At 73.8% G+C, this 19,775-nt stretch carries 16 protein-coding genes; 3 read left to right on the top strand and 13 right to left on the bottom strand.

The features are described from left to right. Window positions 1–174: 174 nt before the first annotated feature. The gene (locus tag AB3388_RS16610) at window positions 175–774 is read right to left on the bottom strand and encodes a hypothetical protein (protein WP_495406408.1); all 600 of its coding nucleotides are present in this window, start codon (window positions 772–774) and stop codon (window positions 175–177) included. A gap of 320 nt (window positions 775–1,094) precedes the next feature. Between AB3388_RS16610 and trxA the strand changes: the two genes are divergently transcribed. Beyond that, entirely contained in the window at window positions 1,095–1,466 is a 372-nt protein-coding gene (trxA, locus tag AB3388_RS16615; protein WP_495406409.1) for a thioredoxin, read from the top strand. Between the two features lie 74 nt (window positions 1,467–1,540). On the opposite strand, the gene AB3388_RS16620 is transcribed toward trxA, so the two are convergent. From AB3388_RS16620 to AB3388_RS16655, 8 genes are all read right to left on the bottom strand, one after another. Next, window positions 1,541–3,139 (bottom strand): AMP-binding protein, encoded by a 1,599-nt coding sequence (locus tag AB3388_RS16620; protein WP_495406410.1) that lies wholly within the window; start codon window positions 3,137–3,139, stop codon window positions 1,541–1,543. A 15-nt stretch (window positions 3,140–3,154) separates the two neighbouring features. Beyond that, entirely contained in the window at window positions 3,155–3,730 is a 576-nt protein-coding gene (locus tag AB3388_RS16625) for a TetR/AcrR family transcriptional regulator (RefSeq protein ID WP_495406411.1), read from the bottom strand. Then, window positions 3,730–5,526, bottom strand: a complete 1,797-nt coding sequence (locus AB3388_RS16630; RefSeq protein WP_495406412.1) for an acyclic terpene utilization AtuA family protein — start codon at window positions 5,524–5,526, stop codon at window positions 3,730–3,732. Before AB3388_RS16630 ends, AB3388_RS16625 begins: the two co-directional genes overlap by 1 nt. Continuing rightward, on the bottom strand, window positions 5,523–6,314 hold the full coding sequence (locus tag AB3388_RS16635) for a TIGR03084 family metal-binding protein (RefSeq protein ID WP_495406413.1): 792 nt from the start codon (window positions 6,312–6,314) through the stop codon (window positions 5,523–5,525). Before AB3388_RS16635 ends, AB3388_RS16630 begins: the two co-directional genes overlap by 4 nt. Next, complete coding sequence (locus tag AB3388_RS16640) at window positions 6,314–7,075, bottom strand: enoyl-CoA hydratase/isomerase family protein (protein WP_495406414.1); 762 nt, start codon at window positions 7,073–7,075, stop codon at window positions 6,314–6,316. Before AB3388_RS16640 ends, AB3388_RS16635 begins: the two co-directional genes overlap by 1 nt. Further along, window positions 7,072–9,048: an acetyl/propionyl/methylcrotonyl-CoA carboxylase subunit alpha gene (locus AB3388_RS16645; RefSeq protein WP_495406415.1), complete on the bottom strand. Its 1,977-nt coding sequence runs from the start codon at window positions 9,046–9,048 to the stop codon at window positions 7,072–7,074. Before AB3388_RS16645 ends, AB3388_RS16640 begins: the two co-directional genes overlap by 4 nt. Before the next feature lie 61 nt (window positions 9,049–9,109). Continuing rightward, on the bottom strand, window positions 9,110–10,732 hold the full coding sequence (locus AB3388_RS16650) for an acyl-CoA carboxylase subunit beta (RefSeq protein ID WP_495406416.1): 1,623 nt from the start codon (window positions 10,730–10,732) through the stop codon (window positions 9,110–9,112). After that, window positions 10,732–11,898 (bottom strand): acyl-CoA dehydrogenase family protein, encoded by a 1,167-nt coding sequence (locus AB3388_RS16655; protein WP_495406417.1) that lies wholly within the window; start codon window positions 11,896–11,898, stop codon window positions 10,732–10,734. Before AB3388_RS16655 ends, AB3388_RS16650 begins: the two co-directional genes overlap by 1 nt. Before the next feature lie 148 nt (window positions 11,899–12,046). Between AB3388_RS16655 and AB3388_RS16660 the strand changes: the two genes are divergently transcribed. Next, the gene (locus tag AB3388_RS16660; protein WP_495406418.1) at window positions 12,047–13,723 is read left to right on the top strand and encodes an AMP-binding protein; all 1,677 of its coding nucleotides are present in this window, start codon (window positions 12,047–12,049) and stop codon (window positions 13,721–13,723) included. Here AB3388_RS16660 and AB3388_RS16665 read toward each other — a convergent pair. The 4 genes from AB3388_RS16665 to AB3388_RS16680 are packed head-to-tail and all read right to left on the bottom strand — an operon-like array spanning window position 13,690 to window position 18,524. Then, window positions 13,690–15,243, bottom strand: a complete 1,554-nt coding sequence (locus tag AB3388_RS16665) for an MDR family MFS transporter (RefSeq protein ID WP_495406419.1) — start codon at window positions 15,241–15,243, stop codon at window positions 13,690–13,692. The genes AB3388_RS16660 and AB3388_RS16665 overlap by 34 nt on opposite strands. Beyond that, entirely contained in the window at window positions 15,240–15,743 is a 504-nt protein-coding gene (locus AB3388_RS16670) for a DUF1707 SHOCT-like domain-containing protein (protein WP_495406420.1), read from the bottom strand. Before AB3388_RS16670 ends, AB3388_RS16665 begins: the two co-directional genes overlap by 4 nt. A gap of 33 nt (window positions 15,744–15,776) precedes the next feature. Beyond that, window positions 15,777–16,832: an acetate/propionate family kinase gene (locus tag AB3388_RS16675; RefSeq protein WP_495406421.1), complete on the bottom strand. Its 1,056-nt coding sequence runs from the start codon at window positions 16,830–16,832 to the stop codon at window positions 15,777–15,779. A 6-nt stretch (window positions 16,833–16,838) separates the two neighbouring features. After that, window positions 16,839–18,524, bottom strand: a complete 1,686-nt coding sequence (locus AB3388_RS16680) for a PP2C family protein-serine/threonine phosphatase (RefSeq protein WP_495406422.1) — start codon at window positions 18,522–18,524, stop codon at window positions 16,839–16,841. A 145-nt stretch (window positions 18,525–18,669) separates the two neighbouring features. Here AB3388_RS16680 and AB3388_RS16685 point away from each other — a divergent pair, with 145 nt between their 5' ends. Next, on the top strand, window positions 18,670–19,596 hold the full coding sequence (locus AB3388_RS16685) for a DMT family transporter (RefSeq protein WP_495406423.1): 927 nt from the start codon (window positions 18,670–18,672) through the stop codon (window positions 19,594–19,596). Window positions 19,597–19,775 lie beyond the last annotated feature (179 nt).

The following is a 19,775-nucleotide window of genomic DNA, read 5'->3' on the forward strand; positions in this document are numbered from 1 at the left end:
CGTCGGCAGACGCGCACCGTCGCACCCTGGTGACCGCCGTCCAGGAACGGCTCCGCCGCGTAGGTGTGCAGACCCAGTCGGCACCGCCACGACTTCTTGATCACCAGGCGAACCTCGGCGGGCAGGGCTCGCAGAACGCAGTGTCATTGGCCCTCGGCTGCCGACCCGGCTCGTCTACCGGGCCGCCCGCATCACAATCGTAGTGGTGCTGGTGAAGTCCCCGAAGAAGCTGCCGGTGGCCGTGATGACGATCCGGTGCGTGTTCACCGACAGGCCGGTCAGGAGCGCGGCGAAAGCCCGACCCACGACATCCGCCGGCCCCGCAGCCGCACCGAAGATGTTGTCGGCGGGAAGGGTCAGATGGAGCAGGTCCGTCTCGACCGGGGTCAGTGGAACCGGTTTTCCGTCGACGGTGATGCTGACCGATTTCGGGTCGAAGGAGCGGACGCACTTGCGCAGTTGGGCCTCGTTGCGCCCGAAGAACGGGGGCTGTTCGGCCGTACTGCAGTCGACGTTGAGAGCCCCGACGAAGATCGCCGTCCCGAAGGGCACCTCGCAGCGCAGCGGGCCGGTGCTGAGCTGGAACGGGGCGACCACCCCACCCAGGTCGACGCACTGGTCGAACTGGCCCCCGGGCGTCGGTGTCTGGAAGACCGTCGTCCAGAAGTCCTCGAGCACACTTTTCAACTGCTCCTCGGTTGCCGCGGATGCCGGGGGCGCGGTGATGACGACACCTATCAGAGCGGCCAGCAGAATGCGGATGAGACGTGCCATGGAGTCCCCCTCCCTCGGTACGCAGCACCTGACCGGGGCGGGCGGTGCTGATCCCTCGCACCTGGAGCTTTATGGCAATGGAATGGGGCTGTGCGCCCTGAGTGGGAGGCGTTTCACCATCCTCTCCTGATTTGCGTGTCAGCAGAGCCTTAGGGCTCCGAGCAGACGCTCGGCCGCCCGCACTCGGCCACGTGCATTCGCCCGAGCGCTCAGCCGGATCGGGGCCCGCGCGGCCGCTTGATGACCTGCTCCGCGGGGAAACATTGCTGGGGCACCGCTGTTGCACCAACGACAACTTTCCCCGTCGTCGGGAGACCCTCATGAGCACCACCGCGCTGACCGCCGGCTCGTTCGAGGAGACCGTGAGGGGGAACGGCATCGTCCTCGTCGACTTCTGGGCGTCCTGGTGCGGACCGTGCCGCGCGTTCTCGCCGGTCTTCGAGGCCGCCAGCGAGCAGCACCCTGACATCGTGTTCGCCAAGGTCGACACCGAGGCCGAGGACGCCCTGTCCTCCGCGGCCGGCATCCGGTCGATCCCGACCCTCATGGCGTTCCGCGACGGCATCCTGGTGTTCAACCAGGCCGGCGCCCTGCCCGGGCCCACGCTGGAGCAGCTGATCGCCGGCGTCCGCAGCCTCGACATGGACAAGGTGCGCGAGCAGCTGGCCGCGCAGAACGCCGAGTCCGCGTAGCCCGGGAGGCGCGGTCCTGGCTCACCGCAGCGCGTCCCGGTTCACGTCCCAACCTGAGCCAGGAGCCGCCACGATCACCTGAGCTGATCGTGGCCCCCGTACAGCGCCGCGTGCCGCTGGCGGACGACGTTCTTCTGGATCTTGCCGGTCGAGGTCTTCGGCAGCTCGTCGACGACCACGACCGCCTTGGGCACCTTGTAGCCGTCGAGTCGCTGCTTGAGCTCGGCGATCAGCGCGGCCTCGTCGAGCTGCTCGCCGGGCTTCGGGACGACGACGGCGGTGATCGCCTCGCTCCACCGCGGGTGCGGCAGCCCGACGACGACCGCCTCGGCGATCCGCGGATCGGCGGCGTAGACGGCCTTCTCCACCTCGATCGAGGCGACGTTCTCCCCGCCGCTCTTGATGACGTCCTTGTACCGGTCGGCGAACCACAGCACGCCGTCCTCGCCGAAGCGGCCGACGTCCCCGGAGTGGAACCAGCCGTGCTCGAAGGCCGCCGCGGTCGCCTCCGGGTTGCGCAGGTACTCCGTCATCGCCGACGGCCCGCGGTAGACGATCTCCCCCAGCTCGCCGGTCGGCAGCAGTGACCCGTCCGGGCCCATGACCGCCACCTGCACCCCGGTGATCGGCGTGCCGACGGCGCCGATGTGGGTGAGCTGGTGCTCCGGCCGGAAGAAGGTCGTGCACGGGCTCATCTCGGTCTGCCCGAACAGCAGCGCGAAGTCGCAGTCGAACCCCGCCAGGCAGGCCCGGATCAGCGCGTCCGGCATCGGCGCCATCGCGTACACCGCCCGGCGCAGGCTGGTGACGTCCCGCTCGCCGAAGGTCGGGTGCTCCAGCGCGGCGCGGTACATCATCGGCAGGCCGAAGACCTGGGTGATCCGCTCCCGCTCGATCGTCTCGAGGAAGACCGCCGGGTCGAAGCCGCGCAGCAGGTGGATGGTCGCGCCCACCAGCACCGCCGGCGTGCTGAACGCGTTGAGCTGCGCGGTGTGGAACAGCGGCATCATCGCCAGGAAGCGGTCCCGCGCGTTCCAGCCGTTGTCCAGCGCGGTCGACATCGACTCCAGGTAGATGGCCAGGTGGCTGCCGACGACGCCCTTCGGGAAGGACGTCGTCCCCGAGGTGTAGAGGTAGCTGAGCGGGTCGCGGTCCTCCACCAGCACCTGCGGCTGGCTCGCGTCGTCGGCGGCGAGCTCCTCGAGGGCGGTCCACGAGCGTTCGGCGGGCTCCCGCTCGTAGTCGGCGCCCAGGCCCGGCGCGACGATCACGTCGGCGATCTCCGGGACCTTCGCGACCGCCTCGGTCATGGCCCCGACCAGCTGGGACTCCACGACCAGCCCGCGGGAGCGCGAGTGGTCGAGCACGTAGGCCACCTCGTCGGGCCGCCAGCCGAGGTTGATCGGCACGCAGACGACGCCGAGCTTGGCGCAGGCGTAGTAGACGGCGAGGAACTCGGCGCTGTTTCCCGACGCCACGCCCAGCGCGTCGCCCCGCGTGTAGCCCCGGCCGGTCAGGCCGTGCGCGATCCGGTTCACCCATGCGTCGAGCTCGGCGTAGGTCCAGCTCCGGTCGCCGTCGACCACCGCGGGGTGGTCCGGCCGTGCCGCCGCCGTCCGGGTCAGGCTGTCGCCGACGTTGACCCGCTGGATGAGGTTCTGGGCCACGTCCATCGCTGTCTCCTCTGTTCAAGCAGTCAGGCACCGTCGGGCGCACTCGGACAGCAGCGCGACCAGGTCGTCGCGCGGAACGCCGGCGTTCCAGGTGGCCGCCGACTGGATCGCGCCGATCGCCACGTGCACCCGTGCCCGGGCGTCGGCGTCGGAGAGCTCGGGGCGCAGCTCGCGCAGGCTGTGCACCCACTCCTCGACGTAGTGCCGCTGCAGCCGGCGCAGCCGCCGCTGGTCGCCGTCCGGGAGGGTCTGCACCTCCCGCAACCAGAGCCGGACGAGCACCGACTCGTCGACGGCGAAGCGCACCTGGTCGCGGACCAGCTCGTCGAGCACCTCGGCGTCGGGCCGGCCGGAGCCGACCGCGTCGGCGGCGGTGGTCAGCAGCCGCGCCATCCCCTCGTCGAGCAGCGCCACGAGGACGGCGGACTTCGAGTCGAAGTGCCGGTAGACCCCCGACCCGACGATCCCGGCCGCCGCGCCGATGTCGGCCATGCTCACCGCGTGGAAGCCGCGCTCGGCGACCAGCTCGGCGGCCGCGCGCAGGATCCGCTCCCGGCGGTCCGGGTCACGGGTGCGCACGGTCTCCGACATCAGGGCACCAGCGCGGCCGGCAGGTCCACGAGACGGGACCGGAGGTACTCCCCCAGCCCCTTCGCCTGCGGGTCGGGCCGGGTGCTCGCCGCGACGCCCTCGCCGAGCAACCCGACGACCACCACGTTCACCGCGCGCAGGTTGGGCAGGGGGTAGACGCGGACCTCGAGGTCCGCGGCCTCGGGCAGCAGCTCGCGGACCCGCTCGGGGGTCAGCTCCGCGGCCAGCCAGGCGTACGCGGCGTCGTCCCTCGCCCAGAACCCGACGTTGGCGTTGCCGCCCTTGTCCCCCGACCGCGCCCCGGCGACCGTCCCCAGCGGCAGCCGCACCGTGGGGCCGTCGGGCACCTCCGCGGCCGGCGGCGCCGGCGCGGATACCGACTGGCCGGACGTCGGGAACGAGGTCAGGTGCGGGATCGTCGTGGTGGTGCCGTCGGGCAGGTGGACGACGTGCTCCACCTCGTCGGCGGGCACCAGCGCCGGCCAGTAGACGCCGTACGCGCTCTCCCCGGTCGGCGGCGTCGTCGTGTGGAACCCCGCGTAGCCGCCCAGCGCCAGCGCCATGGTGGCGTCGGAGAACCGGCGGCCGACCTTCGCGGGGTCGCCGTCCTTGACCGTGATCCGCAGGTGCGCGGTCGCCTGCTCGTTGGTCGGCGCGTCCTGCGTGTCGAAGCGCAGCAGCCGGACGTCGGTCTCGGCGAAGCTCGCCCGCCCGCCGAGCAGGCCGAACAGGAGCTCCTCCGCCCACGCCGCCTTGGCCTCGATGTCCAGGCCGGTGAGGACCAGCGTCATCGTGTTGCGGTAGCCGCCGAGGTAGTTGAGGGCGACCTTGAGCGTGTCCGGCGGCGGGCTGCCGCGGGTGCCGCTGATCCGCACCCGGTCGGGCGCCTCCTGGGTCAGCGCGACGGTGTCGAAGTGGGCGACGACGTCGGGGTTGAGGTAGGCCGGCTCGGCGATCTCGTAGAGCAGCTGCGAGGTGACCGTGCCGACCGTGACCACGCCGCCGGTGCCCGGGTGCTTGGTGATCACGCTGCTGCCGTCGACGTCCACCTCGGCGATCGGGAAGCCGGGATAGCGGCGATCGGTGACCTCGTCGAGAAATGCGTAGTTGCCGCCGGTGGCCTGCGGCCCGCACTCGATGACGTGCCCGGCGGCGACCGCGCCGGCGAGGGCGTCCCAGTCCGAGCGCCGCCAGCCGTGCCACCAGGCGGCCGGGCCGACCACCAGCGACGCGTCGGTGACCCGGGGGCAGACGACGACGTCGGCGTCGGCGGCCAGCGCCTCGGCGATCCCCCACCCGCCCAGGTAGGCGTTGGCCGAGATCGGCTGCACGCCCGCCTCGGCCAGCGTGCGGCCGGTGTCCAAGTGGGCCAGGTCGACGCCGGCGGCCTGCAGCTCCGGCAGCCGGTCGAGCAGGTCGTCCCCGGTGATCGCGGCGACCTTGGGGGCGAGGCCCAGCGTCGCGGCGAGCTTGCCGACCTCGTCGGCGAGGCCGAGCGGATTGAGCCCGCCGGCGTTGGTGACGATCCGGATCCCGCGGTCCAGGCAGGTGCCGAGCACGTCCTCCAGCTGCTTGAGGAAGGTGCGCGCGTAGCCGGCGCTCGGGTCCTTCTGCCGGGCCTTCCAGAGGATCAGCATGGTCAGCTCGGCCAGGTAGTCGCCGGTGAGGACGTCGATCGGGCCGCCCTCGACCATCTCCCGGGCGGCCGCGAGCCGGTCGCCGTAGAAGCCGGAGCAGTTGGCGATCCGCACCGCGCGGCGCGGGGCCAGCCGGGGCGGGCCGGTGGGCGGGCTCATCTCCGTGCCTCCGTCCTGCCGGGGCCGGGCGCGCCGGCGAACGCCTGGGCGACGTCGAGCCACCGGTCTGCGACCGCGCCGGACGCGGTCAGCGCGGTCTGCGACCGGTGCCGGCGCTGGACGACGAGCAGGCAGAAGTCCTCGGCCGGGCCGGTCACCCGGTCGGCGGCGTCCTCGGGACCCCAGGTCCACGCGTCGCCGTCGGGCCCGGTCAGCTCCACCCGCACCGGCGCCTCGGGCACCGGCAGGCCGCGCAGCCGGAAGCTCCAGCCCAGCGTGCGGACCCCGAGGTGCGCGACGTGCCGCAACCGCGCGGTGGGCCGGCGGACCAGGCCGCACGCGTCGAACACGTCCTGCCCGTGCGCCCACGTCTCCATCAGCCGGGCGGTGACCGACGACGCGGCGCTCATCGGCGGGCCGTACCAGGGCAGCTGCGCACCCGGGTCGAGGGCGCCGAAGGTGTCGAGGTAGTCGCGGCGGGCCCGCTGCAGCCAGGCGAACGCCTCGGCGCCGGACAGGTCGCGGTGGTCCGCGGCGATCCGGTCGGGGAAGTCCATGCCGCCGGCCATGACCTCGTCGGCCTCGGCGCGGAAGCGGTCGGGGTCGGTGGCGGAGAGCACCGCCGTCCCGTCGAAGTACGCGAGGTGGGTGACCTGGTCGCGGACGGTCCAGCCCTCCGCCGGGGTGTCCCGGCCCCAGTCCGGCTCGGCGAGCACCGAGAGCACCTCGTAGAGCTCCGCGGACTCCGCCGCGAGGTCGGCGGTCAGCGCGCCCATGTCGGCCGGCATCACGCCCCCTTCCAGACCGGGGCGCGCTTGTCGCGGAACGCGGCCGGCCCCTCCTGCGCGTCGGCGCTGCTGTAGATCGGCGCCCAGATCTCCTCGGCCTGGTCGAAGGCCGCGCCCAGCGGCAGCTCGGCGGTCAGCCGCACCGTCTTCTTCGCCGCCCGCACCGACAGCGGGGCGTTGCCGGCGATCCGCTCGCCGAGCGCCTGCGTCGTCGCGCGCAGCTCCGCGAGCGGCACCACCTCGTTGACCAGGCCGACCTCGTGCGCGCGGCGCGCGTCGATCGGGTCGCCGGTGAGCAGCAGCTGCATCGCGACCCGCGGCGGCACCAGCAGCGGCAGGGGCGCCGCCCACGGCATGCCGCGGCCCACCTTCGCCTCGGTGATCGCGAAGCGCGCGTGCTCGGCGGCGACGACGAGGTCGCAGTTCATCACCAGCAGGAAGCCGCCGGCGTAGGCGACGCCGTTCACCGCGGCGATGGTCGGCTTGTCGACGACGACGTTGCGGCCGAACTGCGGCAGGAAGTCCACCGGCACCGTCGTCATCGCCGTGTCGGCCATCTCCCGGAGGTCCCCGCCGGCGCAGAAGGCCTGGTCGCCGGCGCCGGTGAGCACGAGCACCGCCGCCTCGTCGTCGGCGTTGAACCGGTGCACGCCGTCCCACAGCTGGGCGCGGACCTCGGCCGAGAGCGCGTTGCGCGCCTCCGGCCGGTCGATGGTCAGCCAGGCGACCCGGTTCTCGACCTGGTAGGTGACCACGCTCATGCGTGCACCACCGCCAGCACGTGTCCGGTGTCGACGGCCTGCCCCACCGTCGCCGACAGCGAGGTCACCACGCCGTCGTGCGGCGCGCGGACGGCGTGCTCCATCTTCATCGCCTCCAGGACGACGACCACCGTGCCGGCCGCGACCTCCTGCCCCTCGGCGACCTCGACCCGCACGACCGTGCCCGGCATCGGGGCGTGCAGCGAGCCCGCCTCCTCCTCTGCCACCGGCTCGGGGAAGCGCTCCACCTCGGTCAGCGACGTGGCCCCCAGCGGGCTGTCGAGGAAGACGGTGTCACCGACCCGGTGCACGTCGACGGTGCGGCGGACGCCCTCGACGGTGAGCGTCACGCGGTCGGCGCTGACCTCGCCGGCGGTGACGTCCAGCCGCTCGCCGTCCACCCGCGCCCGCAGCCCGTCGCGGGTGAACCGGTAGCCGACCTCGAGGGTCCGGTCGCCTGCCGTGAAGACGGCCGTCTGGTCGGCGTTGGGCACGTTGCGCCAGCCGGCCGGGATGCTCGCCTGCACCCGGGCGCCGGTCCGGCGCTCGGCGGCCGCCGCGAGCGCCGCGGCCAGCGCGTGCACCCGCAGCGCGAGTTCCTCCCGCGGGTTGCGGGCGAGCTCGGCCGGGTCGTGCCGTTCCAGGTAGCCGGTGTCGATCTCACCGCGGCGGAACTCCGCCTCGCGCAGCACCCCCACGAGCAGGTCGCGGTTGGTGGTGACGCCGTGCACCCGCGCCTCGGCCAGTGCGCGGGCCAGGGTGCGGCAGGCGGCGTCGCGGGTCGGCCCGTGCGCGATGACCTTGGCCAGCATCGGGTCGTAGTAGGTGCTGACGACCGAGCCGTCGGCGACGCCGGCGTCGACCCGCACGCCGGGCAGCGCCGGGACGGCGAACCGGTGCACGCTGCCGGTGACGGGCAGGAAGCCGGCCGGCACGTCCTCGGCGTAGAGCCGCACCTCGACCGCGTGCCCGGTGATCGACGCGCCGGTGACCTCGTCGGGCAGCGGCTCGCCGTCGGCCACCTGCAGCTGCACGCGGACCAGGTCCAGCCCGGTGACCAGCTCGGTGACCGGGTGCTCGACCTGCAGGCGGGTGTTGACCTCGAGGAAGAAGAAGCGGCCGGACCGGTCGAGCACGAATTCGACGGTGCCGGCGCCGACGTAGTCGATCGCCTTGGCCGCGGCGACCGCGGCCGCGCCGAGCTCGGCCCGCAGCTCCGGGGTGACCGCCGGGGACGGCGCCTCCTCGACGATCTTCTGGTAGCGCCGCTGGATCGAGCACTCGCGCTCGAAGAGGTGCACGACGGTGCCGTGGCTGTCGCCGAAGACCTGCACCTCGACGTGCCGCGGCCGCTCGACGAACCGCTCCAGGAACACGGTGCCGTCCCCGAACGCCGAGGCCGCCTCGCGGCGGGCGCCGGCCACCGCCTCCGCCAGCTCGGTGGGCGTGCGGACGATCCGCATGCCGCGCCCGCCCCCGCCGTACGCGGCCTTGACCAGCAGCGGGTAGCCGATCCCGTCGGCCGCGCGGATGAGCGCGTCGGCGTTGAGCTCGCCGCGGGCGCCGATCACCGCGCCGGGCAGCGTGGGCACCCCGGCGGCGGCCATCCGCTCCTTGGCCGCCGTCTTCGAGCCCATCGCCTCGATCGCCTCCGGCGACGGGCCGACGAAGACCAGCCCGGCCTCGGCGCAGGCCCGCGCGAAGCCGGCGTTCTCGGACAGGAAGCCGTACCCCGGGTGGACGGCGTCCGCGCCGGTTGCCCGCGCCGCCTCGACGATCAGGTCGCCGCGCAGGTAGGTCTCCCCCGGCGTCGCCCCGGGCAGGCGCACCGCCTCGTCGGCGGCGGCGACGAACGGCGCATCGGCGTCCGGGTCGGAGAAGACGGCGACCGTGGCGATGTCCATCGCCCGCGCGGTGCGCAGGATCCGCAGCGCGATCTCGCCGCGGTTGGCGACCAGCAGCTTCCGGATCATCACGCCTTCCCCGGACGGCCAAAATGGCCACTTCGGCCCCTGCGGGTGGTGAGCACCGCGGTCACATCCGGAAGACGCCGAAGCCGCGGCGCCCCTCGATCGGGCCGCTGTGGGCCGCCGACAGCGCGATGCCGAGCGCGGTGCGGGTGTCGCGCGGATCGAGCAGGCCGTCGTCGTAGAGGCGCGCGGTCACGAAGAACGAGTGCGACTCGGCGTCGATCTGCGCCTCGATCGCCCGCCGGCGCGCGTCGTCCGCCTCGGCGTCGAACGGCCGCCCGGACGCCGCAGCCGCCGCCTTGCCCACGATGGACAGCACCCCGGCCAGCTGGGCGGCGCCCATGACCGCGAGCTTCGCGCCCACCCAGGCGAACATCAGCCGCGGGTCGTAGGCCCGCCCGCTCATGCCGTAGTTGCCGGCGCCGAAGCTGGCCGCGGTGTTGATCGTGATGTGCGGGACGGTGCTGTTGGTGACGGCGTTGATCATCTTGGCGCCGTCCTTGATGATGCCGCCCTGCTCGTAGTCCTTGCCGACCATGTAGCCGGTGGTGTTCTGCAGGAAGACCAGCGGGGTGTCGACCTGGTTGGCCAGCTGGATGAACTCGGTCGCCTTCTTCGCCTCCTCGCTGAACAGCACGCCGCGGACGTTGGCCAGCACGCCGACCGGGAAGCCGTGCACCGACGCCCAGCCGGTGACCAGGCTGGTGCCGTACTCGGGCTTGTACTCGCCGAACCGGGAGCCGTCGACGACGCGGGCGAGCACCTCCCGCGGGTCGAACGGCACGCGGATGTCGGCCGGGGCGATGCCGAGCAGCTCGTCGGGGTCGTAGCGCGGCTCGTCGGCCGGCAGCGAGGGGCCGGGGCCGAGCTTGCGCCAGTTCAGCTCGCTGACGATCCGCCGGCCGAGCCGTATCGCGTCCCGCTCGTCGACGGCGAAGTGGTCGGCCAGCCCGGAGACCCGGGCGTGCATGCGGGCGCCGCCGAGCTCCTCGTCGTCGGCGTCCTCACCGGTGGCCATCTTGACCAGCGGCGGTCCGCCGAGGAACACCTTCGCCTGCTGGTCGACCAGGACGGCGTAGTCGCACATGCCTGGCACGTACGCGCCGCCGGCGGTCGAGTTGCCGAAGACGAGCGCGATCGTCGGGACGCCCATCGCCGAGAGCTCGGTGAGGTCGTGGAAGATCTTGCCGGCCGGCACGAACAGCTCCGACTGCGTGGGCAGGTCGGCGCCGCCGGACTCGACCAGGTTGATCACCGGCAGCCGGTTGACCCGGGCGATCTCCAGCGCCCGCAGCACCTTCTTCAGCGACCACGGGTTCATCGCGCCGCCGCGCACCGTGGGCTCGTGGGTGATCAGCACGCACTCCACGCCGGCGACGACGCCGATGCCGGTGATCACGCTCGCGCCGACGGTGAACTCGGTGCCCCACGCGGCCAGCGGGGAGAGCTCCAGGAACGCCGAGTCGCGGTCGAGCAGCAGCTCCAGCCGCTCCCGGGCGAGCAACCGCCCGCGCGCCCGGTGCCGTTCGGCGTAGCGCGCGCCGCCGCCGGCGCGGGCCAGGTCCAGCTGCTCCTCCAGCTGCTCGAGCAGGGCGAGCTGCGCCGTCCGGTTGGTGCGGTACTGCTCGTCGGCGGTGTCGAGCGTCGAGCGCAGCACAGTGCCCTCGTCGACCCGCGGGTGCGCCACTAGTAGGACCTCGGCAGGCCCAGGCTGTGCTGGGCGACGAAGTTGAGGATCATCTCTCGGTTCACCGGGGCGATGCGCAGCAGCCGGGCCAGCCCCCACAGCGGAACGAGGCCGTACTCGGCGGACAGCCCGTTGCCGCCGTGGGTCTGGATCGCCGCGTCGACGGCGGCCAGCGCCGCCTCGGCCGCGGCGTACTTGGCCATGTTGCTCGCCTCGCCGGCCGGCAGGCCCAGGTCGTGCGCCCAGGCGGCCTTGCGCACCATGAGCGCGGCCAGCTCGGTCTCGATCTTGGCCTTGGCCAGCGGATGGCTGACGCCCTGGTGGGTGCCGATCGGCCTGTCCCAGACGGCGCGGGTGCGGGCGTAGTCGGCGGCGCGGTCCAGCGCGTAGCGGGCGAGGCCGACGCCGAGCGCCGCGCCGGTGATCCGCTCGGGGTTCAGGCCGTGGAAGACCTGGGCGAAGCCGTCGCCCTCCTCGCCGACCAGCGCCTCGGGACCGAGCCGGGCCTCGTCGAAGTACAGGGTGAACTGCCGCTCCGGCAGCTGGGCGCTGACCGGCAGCGGCCGCGCCTCGAGCCCCGGGGTGTCGGTGGGGACGACGAACAGCGACAGCCGCGGCTTGTTCGTGGCCGGGTCGCGGCCGCGCTCGGAGCCGGTGCGGGCGACGACGAGGATCGCGTCGGCCTCGTCGACGCCGGAGATGTAGTACTTGGTGCCCGACAGCAGCCAGTCGTCGCCGTCCCGGACCGCGACCGTGGCCAGCTCGTGGGTGTTGGACCCGGCATCGGGCTCGGTGATCGCGAAGACGACCTTGCTGCGGCCGGAGGCCAGCCCGGGCAGCCAGCGGGCCTTCTGCTCGTCGCTGCCGTAGCGGCCGATCACCTCCGCGGAGATGGCCTGGGAGACCAGCAGCAGGAGCAGGGGGCAGCCGGCGGCAGCGGTCTCCTCGACGACGGCGGCGAGCTCGCGCAGCCCGGCACCGCCCCCGCCGTGCTCCTCGGCCACGTTGATGCCGATGAAGCCCGCATCGCCCAGGGCGTGCCACAGCTCGTCGCACGGTTCGTGCGCCTCGGCCTTGCGAGTGTAGTAGGCGCCGCCGAAGCGGCCGGCGATGTCGCGGACGGTCTTCCGGAGGGCCTGCATCTCGGCGCTCTCGGCGAAGTCCACGGGCTCGCTCCGGTTGTGATCGACGGTTCACTAGAACGTCGTCAGACTGCCCGATCCGTGGCCCCGGTCACAAGAGTCCTTGACGGCGGACCCCGGTAGTGCACGACGATTCACCAACCGTCCTTCGCGCCCAGCACCGGGAGCCGTCATGGCCATCGACGTCGAGAAGCTCTACGAGCGCCGGGCGGACAACCGCTGGGACCGCGTCTGCGTCGGCGACGTCCTGGAGCGGATGATCTGGAGCCGGCCCGACCGGGTGGCGATCACCGGCTGGCCCGGGGCGTTCGCCACGCCGGAGTTCGAGCGGCTGACCTACCGCCAGGCCGACGACGTCGTGAATCGCGTCGCCCAGGGCCTGCTCGCCCGCGGGCTGCGGCGCGGTGACCGCGTGCTGCTGCTGTGCGAGAACTCGGTCGAGGCCTACCTGACCAAGCTCGGCGTCGCCAAGGCCGGCATGGTCAACGTGCCGCTCAACCCGTCGCTCGCCCCCGACGTCGTCACGCAGCTCATCGCCCTCGCCGAGCCGCGGTTCGCGATCGTCGACGCCGAGCTGTGGCCGGCCGTGCGGCCGGCCCTCGACGCCGCCGGGGTCGCCCCGGACGTGACCATCGGGATCGGCGGCGGGCCGGTCGCAGGCAGCGTCGCGTTCCCCGACTTCCTCGCCGGCGCCTCGCCGGAGGAGCCGGACACCGTCGTCCACGGCGACGACATCTGGGAGCTGCTGTTCACCTCGGGGACGACGGCGCTGCCGAAGGGCGTGATGCTCTCGCACAGCTACGCGCACCTGGGCGCCTACGCCTTCGCGCTGTCGCTGACCCGGGGCGTGCCGGTCGAGGCCGACCTGGTGCTCTGCTCGTTCCTGCCGGTGATCTACCACGTCGCCGACCAGGCTCTCTCGCTGCCGGCCTTCCTCGCCGGCGGCCGGTTCGTGATCGGCCGCCGGCCGGTGCCCGCCGAGATGGCCGCCGCGGTGCGCCGCGAGCGGGTGACGGCGCTGTGGGGCGGCTCGCCCCAGCTGGTGAAGGCCTTCGCGGCGGCGCTCGACGCGGACGACGGCGACGTCGCCCTGACGGTGCTGGTCTACGGCTGGGGCGCGGTCGAGCCCGGCGTGCTGGCCGGCCTCAAGGAGCGGTGCGGGCAGGACTTCCTGCTGGTCGGCATCTTCGGGCAGACCGAGGCGATCAGCTGCCACCGCTTCTGGCCGGACCGCGAGCGGGACAAGTACGAGCAGGCCGGGTCGAGCGTCAACTTCGTCGGCATCCCGAACCCGCTGCTGGCCTCCACGATCATGGACGTCGACGGCTCGGACCTGCTGGGCAAGCCCGGCGTCCCCGGCGAGGCGGTCTACCGCTCCCCCGCCGTCTGCTCCGGCTACTACCGCGACCTGCCGGCGACCGAGGAGGCGTTCCGCTACGGCTGGTTCCACTCCGGCGACAGCTGCGTGGTCGACGACGACGGCCTGCGGATCATGGTCGATCGCTACAAGGACATCATCAAGAGCGGCGGCGAGAACGTCTCCAGCCTGCGGGTCGAGGCGCTGCTGCACGAGCACCCGCAGGTGGCCAAGGCGGCGGTGATCGGCCTGGCGCACGACCGCTGGGGCGAGGCGGTGACCGCCGTCGTCGTGCGGGCGCCCGCCGCGACGGTCACCGAGGAGGAGCTCGTCGAGTGGGCCCGCGGCCGGCTGGCCGGCTTCGAGACGCCGAAGGCCGTCGTCTTCGCCGACGCGCTGCCCGAGACCGTCGGCGGCAAGGTGCTCAAGTACAAGCTCCGCCAGGCGATGGCCGACCTCTACACCGCCGCCGCCACGTCGTCCGGTGACTGAGCCGGCGGCTGCTCCAGCACGGGGAACCGTCGCGGCGCGATGAGCAGGACGGCGAACGCCAGCACCGCCACCGCGGTCAGACCGAGGTAGAGGTGCTCGGTGGCGGCGGCCATGGCCGAGCGCAGGTAGTCCAGGCCCGCGCCGGGCAGGTCCCCTGCGAGGATCGCCGGTTCCACGCCGTCCACGGTGGACGGCAGCGACCCGGACACCGCTGCGGGCGCCGCGTCGAGCCGGTTCTGCAGCGTGCTGTTGACGACCGCCCCGAACACCGCCGCGCCGAGGCTCTGCCCCAGGAACCGGCAGAACATCAGCGAGCCGGTGGCCACGCCGCGCCGTCCGGTGTCGACGGTCGACTGGATGCCCACCACCAGCGGCGTGGAGATCATCCCGAGCCCGGCGCCCAGCACCAGCGTCGAGCTGACGACGGCCCAGGCCGGCGCCTGCGGCGGGGCGAGGACGAAGCCGCCGACGCCGAGGAAGGCCACGGCAGCCCCGATCAGCGCGGTGTCGCGGAAGCCGATCCGCAGGTAGAGCCGGCTGCAGGTCGCCGCCGCGATCGGCCAGCTGATGCTCATCGTGGCCAGCGCGAAGCCGGCGGTCACCGCGCCGTAGCCGAGCACGGTCTGCGCGTAGGTCGGGAGGAACGTCGCCGGCCCGATGACCAGCAGGCCGAGGCAGACGTAGCCGAGGTTGGAGCCGACGAGCTCGCGCCGGCGCCACACCCAGCCGGGCACGACGGGCTCGGCCGCGCGGCCCTCGACGACGACGGTGGCGACCGCCAGGACGACGACCGCGGCGAAGCAGGCGATGCTCGGCGCCGACCACCACGGCCAGGCCACGCCGCCCTGCAGCAGCGCGAAGATCAGCCCTCCGCAGGTGAGCAGCACCAGCGCGCTGCCGAGGTAGTCGACCCGGTGCCGGCGGGCCGGCCCCCGCCCCTCGTGCAGGAACCGCACGATCAGCGCCAGCGCCACCGCCCCGAGCGGCAGGTTGATCAGGAAGATCCAGCGCCAGCTGACGTAGTCGGCGAACAGGCCGCCCACCGCCGGGCCGACGACCGCCGAGACCGCCCACGCGCTGGACAGCCAGCCCTGCACCCGGCCGCGCTCGCGCAGCGTGTACAGGTCCCCGGCGACCGTCTGCACGGTGGCCTGGATGGCGCCGGCGCCGATCCCCTGCACCGCCCGGAAGACGATCAGCGCGACCATGCTCCAGGCGAGCGAGCACAACAGCGAGCCGAACAGGAATACGACGATGCCGAACAGCAGCACGGGCTTGCGGCCGTAGACGTCGGCGAGCTTGCCGTAGACGGGGATGGTCACCGTCTGGGTCAGCAGGTAGACCGAGAACAGCCAGCCGAAGATCGAGAACCCGCCGATGCTGTCGACGATCTGCGGCACGGCGGTGGCCACGATCGTGGTGTCCATCGCCGCCAGGCCCATGGTGAGCACCAGGCCGAGCAGGACGGGCCCCCGCCGCGAGCGGGCGCCGGTCTCGTCGAGGGTGTCGGGGGCGGTCATGCATCTCCGTCGGGTCGGGGTGGGGACGGCGGGGCGGGCGGCAGCGCCGGCGGCTCGGGCCCGCGCAGGCCGAGGGTGGCCGCCGAGATGCCGAACAGCGCCGCGCCGGGGACGGCCAGCCACATCGGCCAGAAGTACGCCGGGTCGCCGTCGAGGCCGACCAGCACCCACACGGTCAGGTTGATCGAGACGACCGCCAGCCAGATCGTCCACAGCACCTTGAGCGCGGTGGGGAGCCGGGCGATCGCGGGCGAGGGCCTCGCGGGTCGGACGGACGCCGGGAGCGGGGGAACCGTCGGGCCGGTCATCTCGCCGGCCTCGGGCAGGTCGGTGAACAGCGGCGCCAGGTCGGCGTAGGTCACCGCCGCGAATGCCCGCGCCAGCCGGTCGTCGTACTCGAGGAGGTCGAGCCGGCCCTCGCCGAGGGCCAGCCGCAGCCGCTCGGCGGCCGCCGCGCGGTCCCGGTCGGAGATGCGCAGGTCGGGGCGCCGCTCGTCCATCGCCGACCTCCCCGGAACCCCTCGGTCCGGAATCTAACCCCCGGACCGCGCCGCCGCCGCGAGCACCCGCTCGACGCCGGCGGCGATCTGCAGATCCTCCCGCGAGCGGACGACGAAAGAGCGGACGCCGGCGCCCGGCGCCGAGATCTCGGCGTCGTCCTCACCGGTCGCCGCGGCGTCGAGCCGGGCGTCGACGGCGACGCCGAGGTGGCCGAGCCGGCCCGCGGCACCGCCGCGCACGGCGGCCGCCCGCTCCCCCACCCCGCCGGTGAAGACCAGCGCGTCCAGCCCGCCGAGGGCCACCGTCATCGCGGCGATCCCGGCCGCCAGCCGGTGCAGGTAGACCTCGAGCGCCAGCCGGGCGTCGGCGTCCTCGCGGGCCAGGACCTCCCGCATGTCGGCGGTGCCGGCCAGCGCCAGCAGCCCGGACCGGTGCTCGAGCGCCTCGGCGACCTCGGCCGGCCGCAGCCGCTCGTGCTCCTCGAGCCAGAGCAGCAGCCCGGGGTCGACCGAGCCGCTGCGAGTGGCCATCACGAGGCCGTCGAGCGGGGTGAAGCCCATCGTGGTGTCGACGCTGCGCCCGTCGAGGACGGCGGCCAGGGATGCGCCGGCGCCGAGGTGGCAGGTGACGACGCGGCGGCTGCCCGGCGCCAGCTCGGCCGCGCGGCGGGCCGCCCATGCGTGCGAGAGGCCGTGGAAGCCGTAGCGGCGCACGCCCCACCGCTCCCGCCAGGCCCGTGGCAGCGGGTACGTCGCGGCCGCGGGTGGCAGCGTGGCGTGGAACGCGGTGTCGAAGCAGGCGACGTGCGGGACGCCGGGCAGCAGCGCCCGGGCCGCGGCCAGCCCGCGCAGCGACTTCGGCTGGTGCAGCGGCGCCAACTCCACCAGGTCGTGCAGCCGCCGCTCGACGTCCTCGTCGACGAGCACGGGCTCGGTGAGGTCGGGCCCGCCGTGCACGACACGGTGCCCCACGGCGTCGACGTCCGGAGGCTGGTCGGGGAGCCCGTCCCACGACGCCGTCCGCCGGCCGTCCTCGACGACGTCGACCTTGAGCGAGCTGGAGCCCGCGTTGACCACGAGCACCCGCACCGGCGGTCAGTCCTGCGGATGGGCCCGGACGGCGACGATGGCGACGTCGTCCTCACTCCGGCGGGCGACGATGCGGTCGAGCAGCTGATCGCTGAGCTCGTCGACGTCGAGTTGGCCGACCTGCTCGACCAGCCCGAGCAGCCGGTCGAGGCCGGCGTCGATGGTGGTGCGCCCCTGCTCGACCAGGCCGTCGGTGTAGAAGACGACCGTGTCGCCGGGCAGCAGCCGGGTCACGTGGTCGGAGCGGATCTGCGCCGACTCGGCGCCGAGCAGCGCCTCCGGCGGGGTGGCCAGGAGTTCCACGCTGCCGTCGGCGTGCCGCACGATCGGCGGCAGGTGGCCGGCCGACGACCACCGCAGCACGCGCAGCCCGTCGCGGTGCTGCTCCGGGGACTGCTCGATCCGGGCGATCAGCGCGGTGGCGAGCGTGCCGACGTGCAGACCGGTCACCACCTCGTCGACGCGGGTGAGGATCTGCGCGGGGTCCTCCTGCCGGTCGTAGGCGATACCGCGCAGGATGCTGCGGATCTGGCCCATGGCCGCGGCGGCGTCGACGTTGTGGCCGACGACGTCGCCGATGACGAGCAGGGTCGCGCCGTCGGCCTGCTGGAAGGCGTCGTACCAGTCGCCGCCGACGTGCATGTTGATCGCCGCCGGCTGGTAGCGGACGGCGATCTGCAGGTCGTCGGGCTGCGGCGGCGGGGTGAGCAGGCTGCGCTGCAGCGTCTCGGCGACCTTGAGCTGGCGGCCGTAGAGCCGGGCGTTGTCGAGCGCGAGCCCGGCGCGACGGGCCACCTCCACGGTGGTCGCGATCTCCATCTCGCTGTGCGGACCGCGGCTCCGGTCGTTCACCATCGCGATCCCGCCGAAGGTCTCGCCCCGCGCCCGCAGCGGCACGATCAAGAAGGAGCCGGCGTCCAGCCGCTCCCAGGCCGCGCGCTCCTTCTCGCTGGTGATCTGCGGCTCGATCAGCTCCGGCGGGATCGGGTGGACGTGGATCGGCTCGCCGGTGAAGAAGGCGACGGTCATGGGGTTGTCGTCGTTGCCGCCCTGCGCCGGCTTGTCGAGCCAGGTGTTCATGTCCACGACCCGCTCGGGGTCGCGGTGCGCGCGGGCGGTCTCGGTGGGCTGCCGGTCCTCGCCGATCAGCGCCACGACCGCCCAGTCGCAGAGCCGGGGGACGACGAGCTCGAGCAGCGTCTCGAGCGCCTTCTGCGTGTTCAGCGACGTGCTGATCATCGCCTCGCTGACCTCGGCGAGGAACCGCAGCCGCTCGCGGTCGGCGTCCGCCGTCGGCTCGTCGTCCGTGCCGAGGAGCGGGTCGGCGTCCTCCCGGCCGTGGTCGCTGGCCTCGCGGAAGGTGACGTGCAGCCGGTCGCCGTCCCGGATGGCGGTGGCGTTCAGCCAGCGCGCGCCCGGCGCGTAGTACCCGTGCCAGGTGACCCGCTCGCCGACGCTGCGGGCGTGCAGCAGGAAGCTGTGGAAGATCGTGCCGCCGAGCTCGGGCAGGGCGATCCAGATGTTGCGGCCGAGCAGTTCGGCACGCTGGCGCTCGAGCAGGGCGGCGGCGGCCTGGTTGACGAAGGCGAAGGTCCAGTCCCCGTCGAAGACCGCGACACCGTCAGGGACGGCGTCCAGCGCCGCACCGAGCAGCCCGGCATCGACCGGCGCGCGGGCACCGGGATCAGTCACGACCTCTCCTGCGCCTCGTCCGGCGGGCACCTCCCCGCCGCATCGTCGGGCTGAACCGTACGCCAGCGACCCCTCCCCCGGCTGCACCCGTCACTCATCGCCACGTGCGTGTGACGTCCGCGGCCGGGCGGGGAATAGCCGTCGCATGCTGGCTGAGGCAGCTGCGGCACCGGGCACCGGGTACGGCCTGGGGACGGCGATCGCCGCGTTGGCCGCGGTGCTGTTCGCGGTCGGCGCGGTCCTGCAGCACGAGGCGGCGGAGGAGAGCACGGTCGACGGCACGCTGCGCATGCGGCGGCTGGTGACCCGCCCGGCGTTCCTCGCCGGGCAGAGCGCCACCGTGCTCGGGACGGCGTCCCAGGTGGTGGCGCTGGCCTTCGCGCCGGTCGCGGTCGTGCAGCCGGTGCTCGCCGGGGGCCTGGTGGTGGCGCTCGGCATCCGGTCCGTGCGCCGCCGCTGCTGGCCGGTGCGGCTGGAGGTGCTCGGCGCGGTGCTGACCACCGGGGGCCTCGCCGTCTTCCTGGTCGCCGCCCGCCCGTCGAAGGACGACGCGGAGCGGCTGCCCTCCACCGTCGCCGTGGCCGTGGCGGTCGTCGTCGCGGTGTTGCTGGTCGTGGGGCTGGCGAGCCTGTTCAAGCACGGGCCGCACGGCGCGCTGCTGTGCGGGGCGGCCGCCGGCACCGCCGCGGGGATTGCCGCCGTCCTCATCTCCGTGGGACTGCGGACGCTGTCGGCGGAGGGGCTGGTCCCCGCGCTCGCCGGGAGCGCACTGTGGGGCGCGCTGATCACCGCGGTGGTCGCCCAGATCGGCGGGCAGCAGGCCTATGCGCGCGGCGCGCTGGCGTGGTCGCTGCCGGCGCTGATCCTGCTCGACCCGGTCGCGGCCGTGCCCGCGGCGCGGCTGCTGCTCGGTGAGCGTCTGGAGCCGGGGCACGCGGCGGTGTGGCTGCCGGCGGCGGTGGTGGCCGCGGCCGGCGTCGTCCTCCTGGCCCGCACCGGCGAGGGCTGCCGTCGTCCGATCCGCTTCCGCCGGGAGCGCCGACGGGCCGACGCGACAGGCCTGCCCGTCTGACCCGCCCTCGGGGAACGGACATCCACCCGCGGATGGCCGGCGACCGGTCGAAGCGCTACGGATGCGTCGACCAGTCGGCAGGTGGACTGGATCGCCCGGCGGCGAAGACGTCGAGCTGCACCACGCTCAGGCAGCAGCCACCCGGACAGTCGAACTCGACGGGCCGGCCGTCGAACCAG

The organism is Geodermatophilus sp. SMS 5-13 (assembly GCF_059428245.1).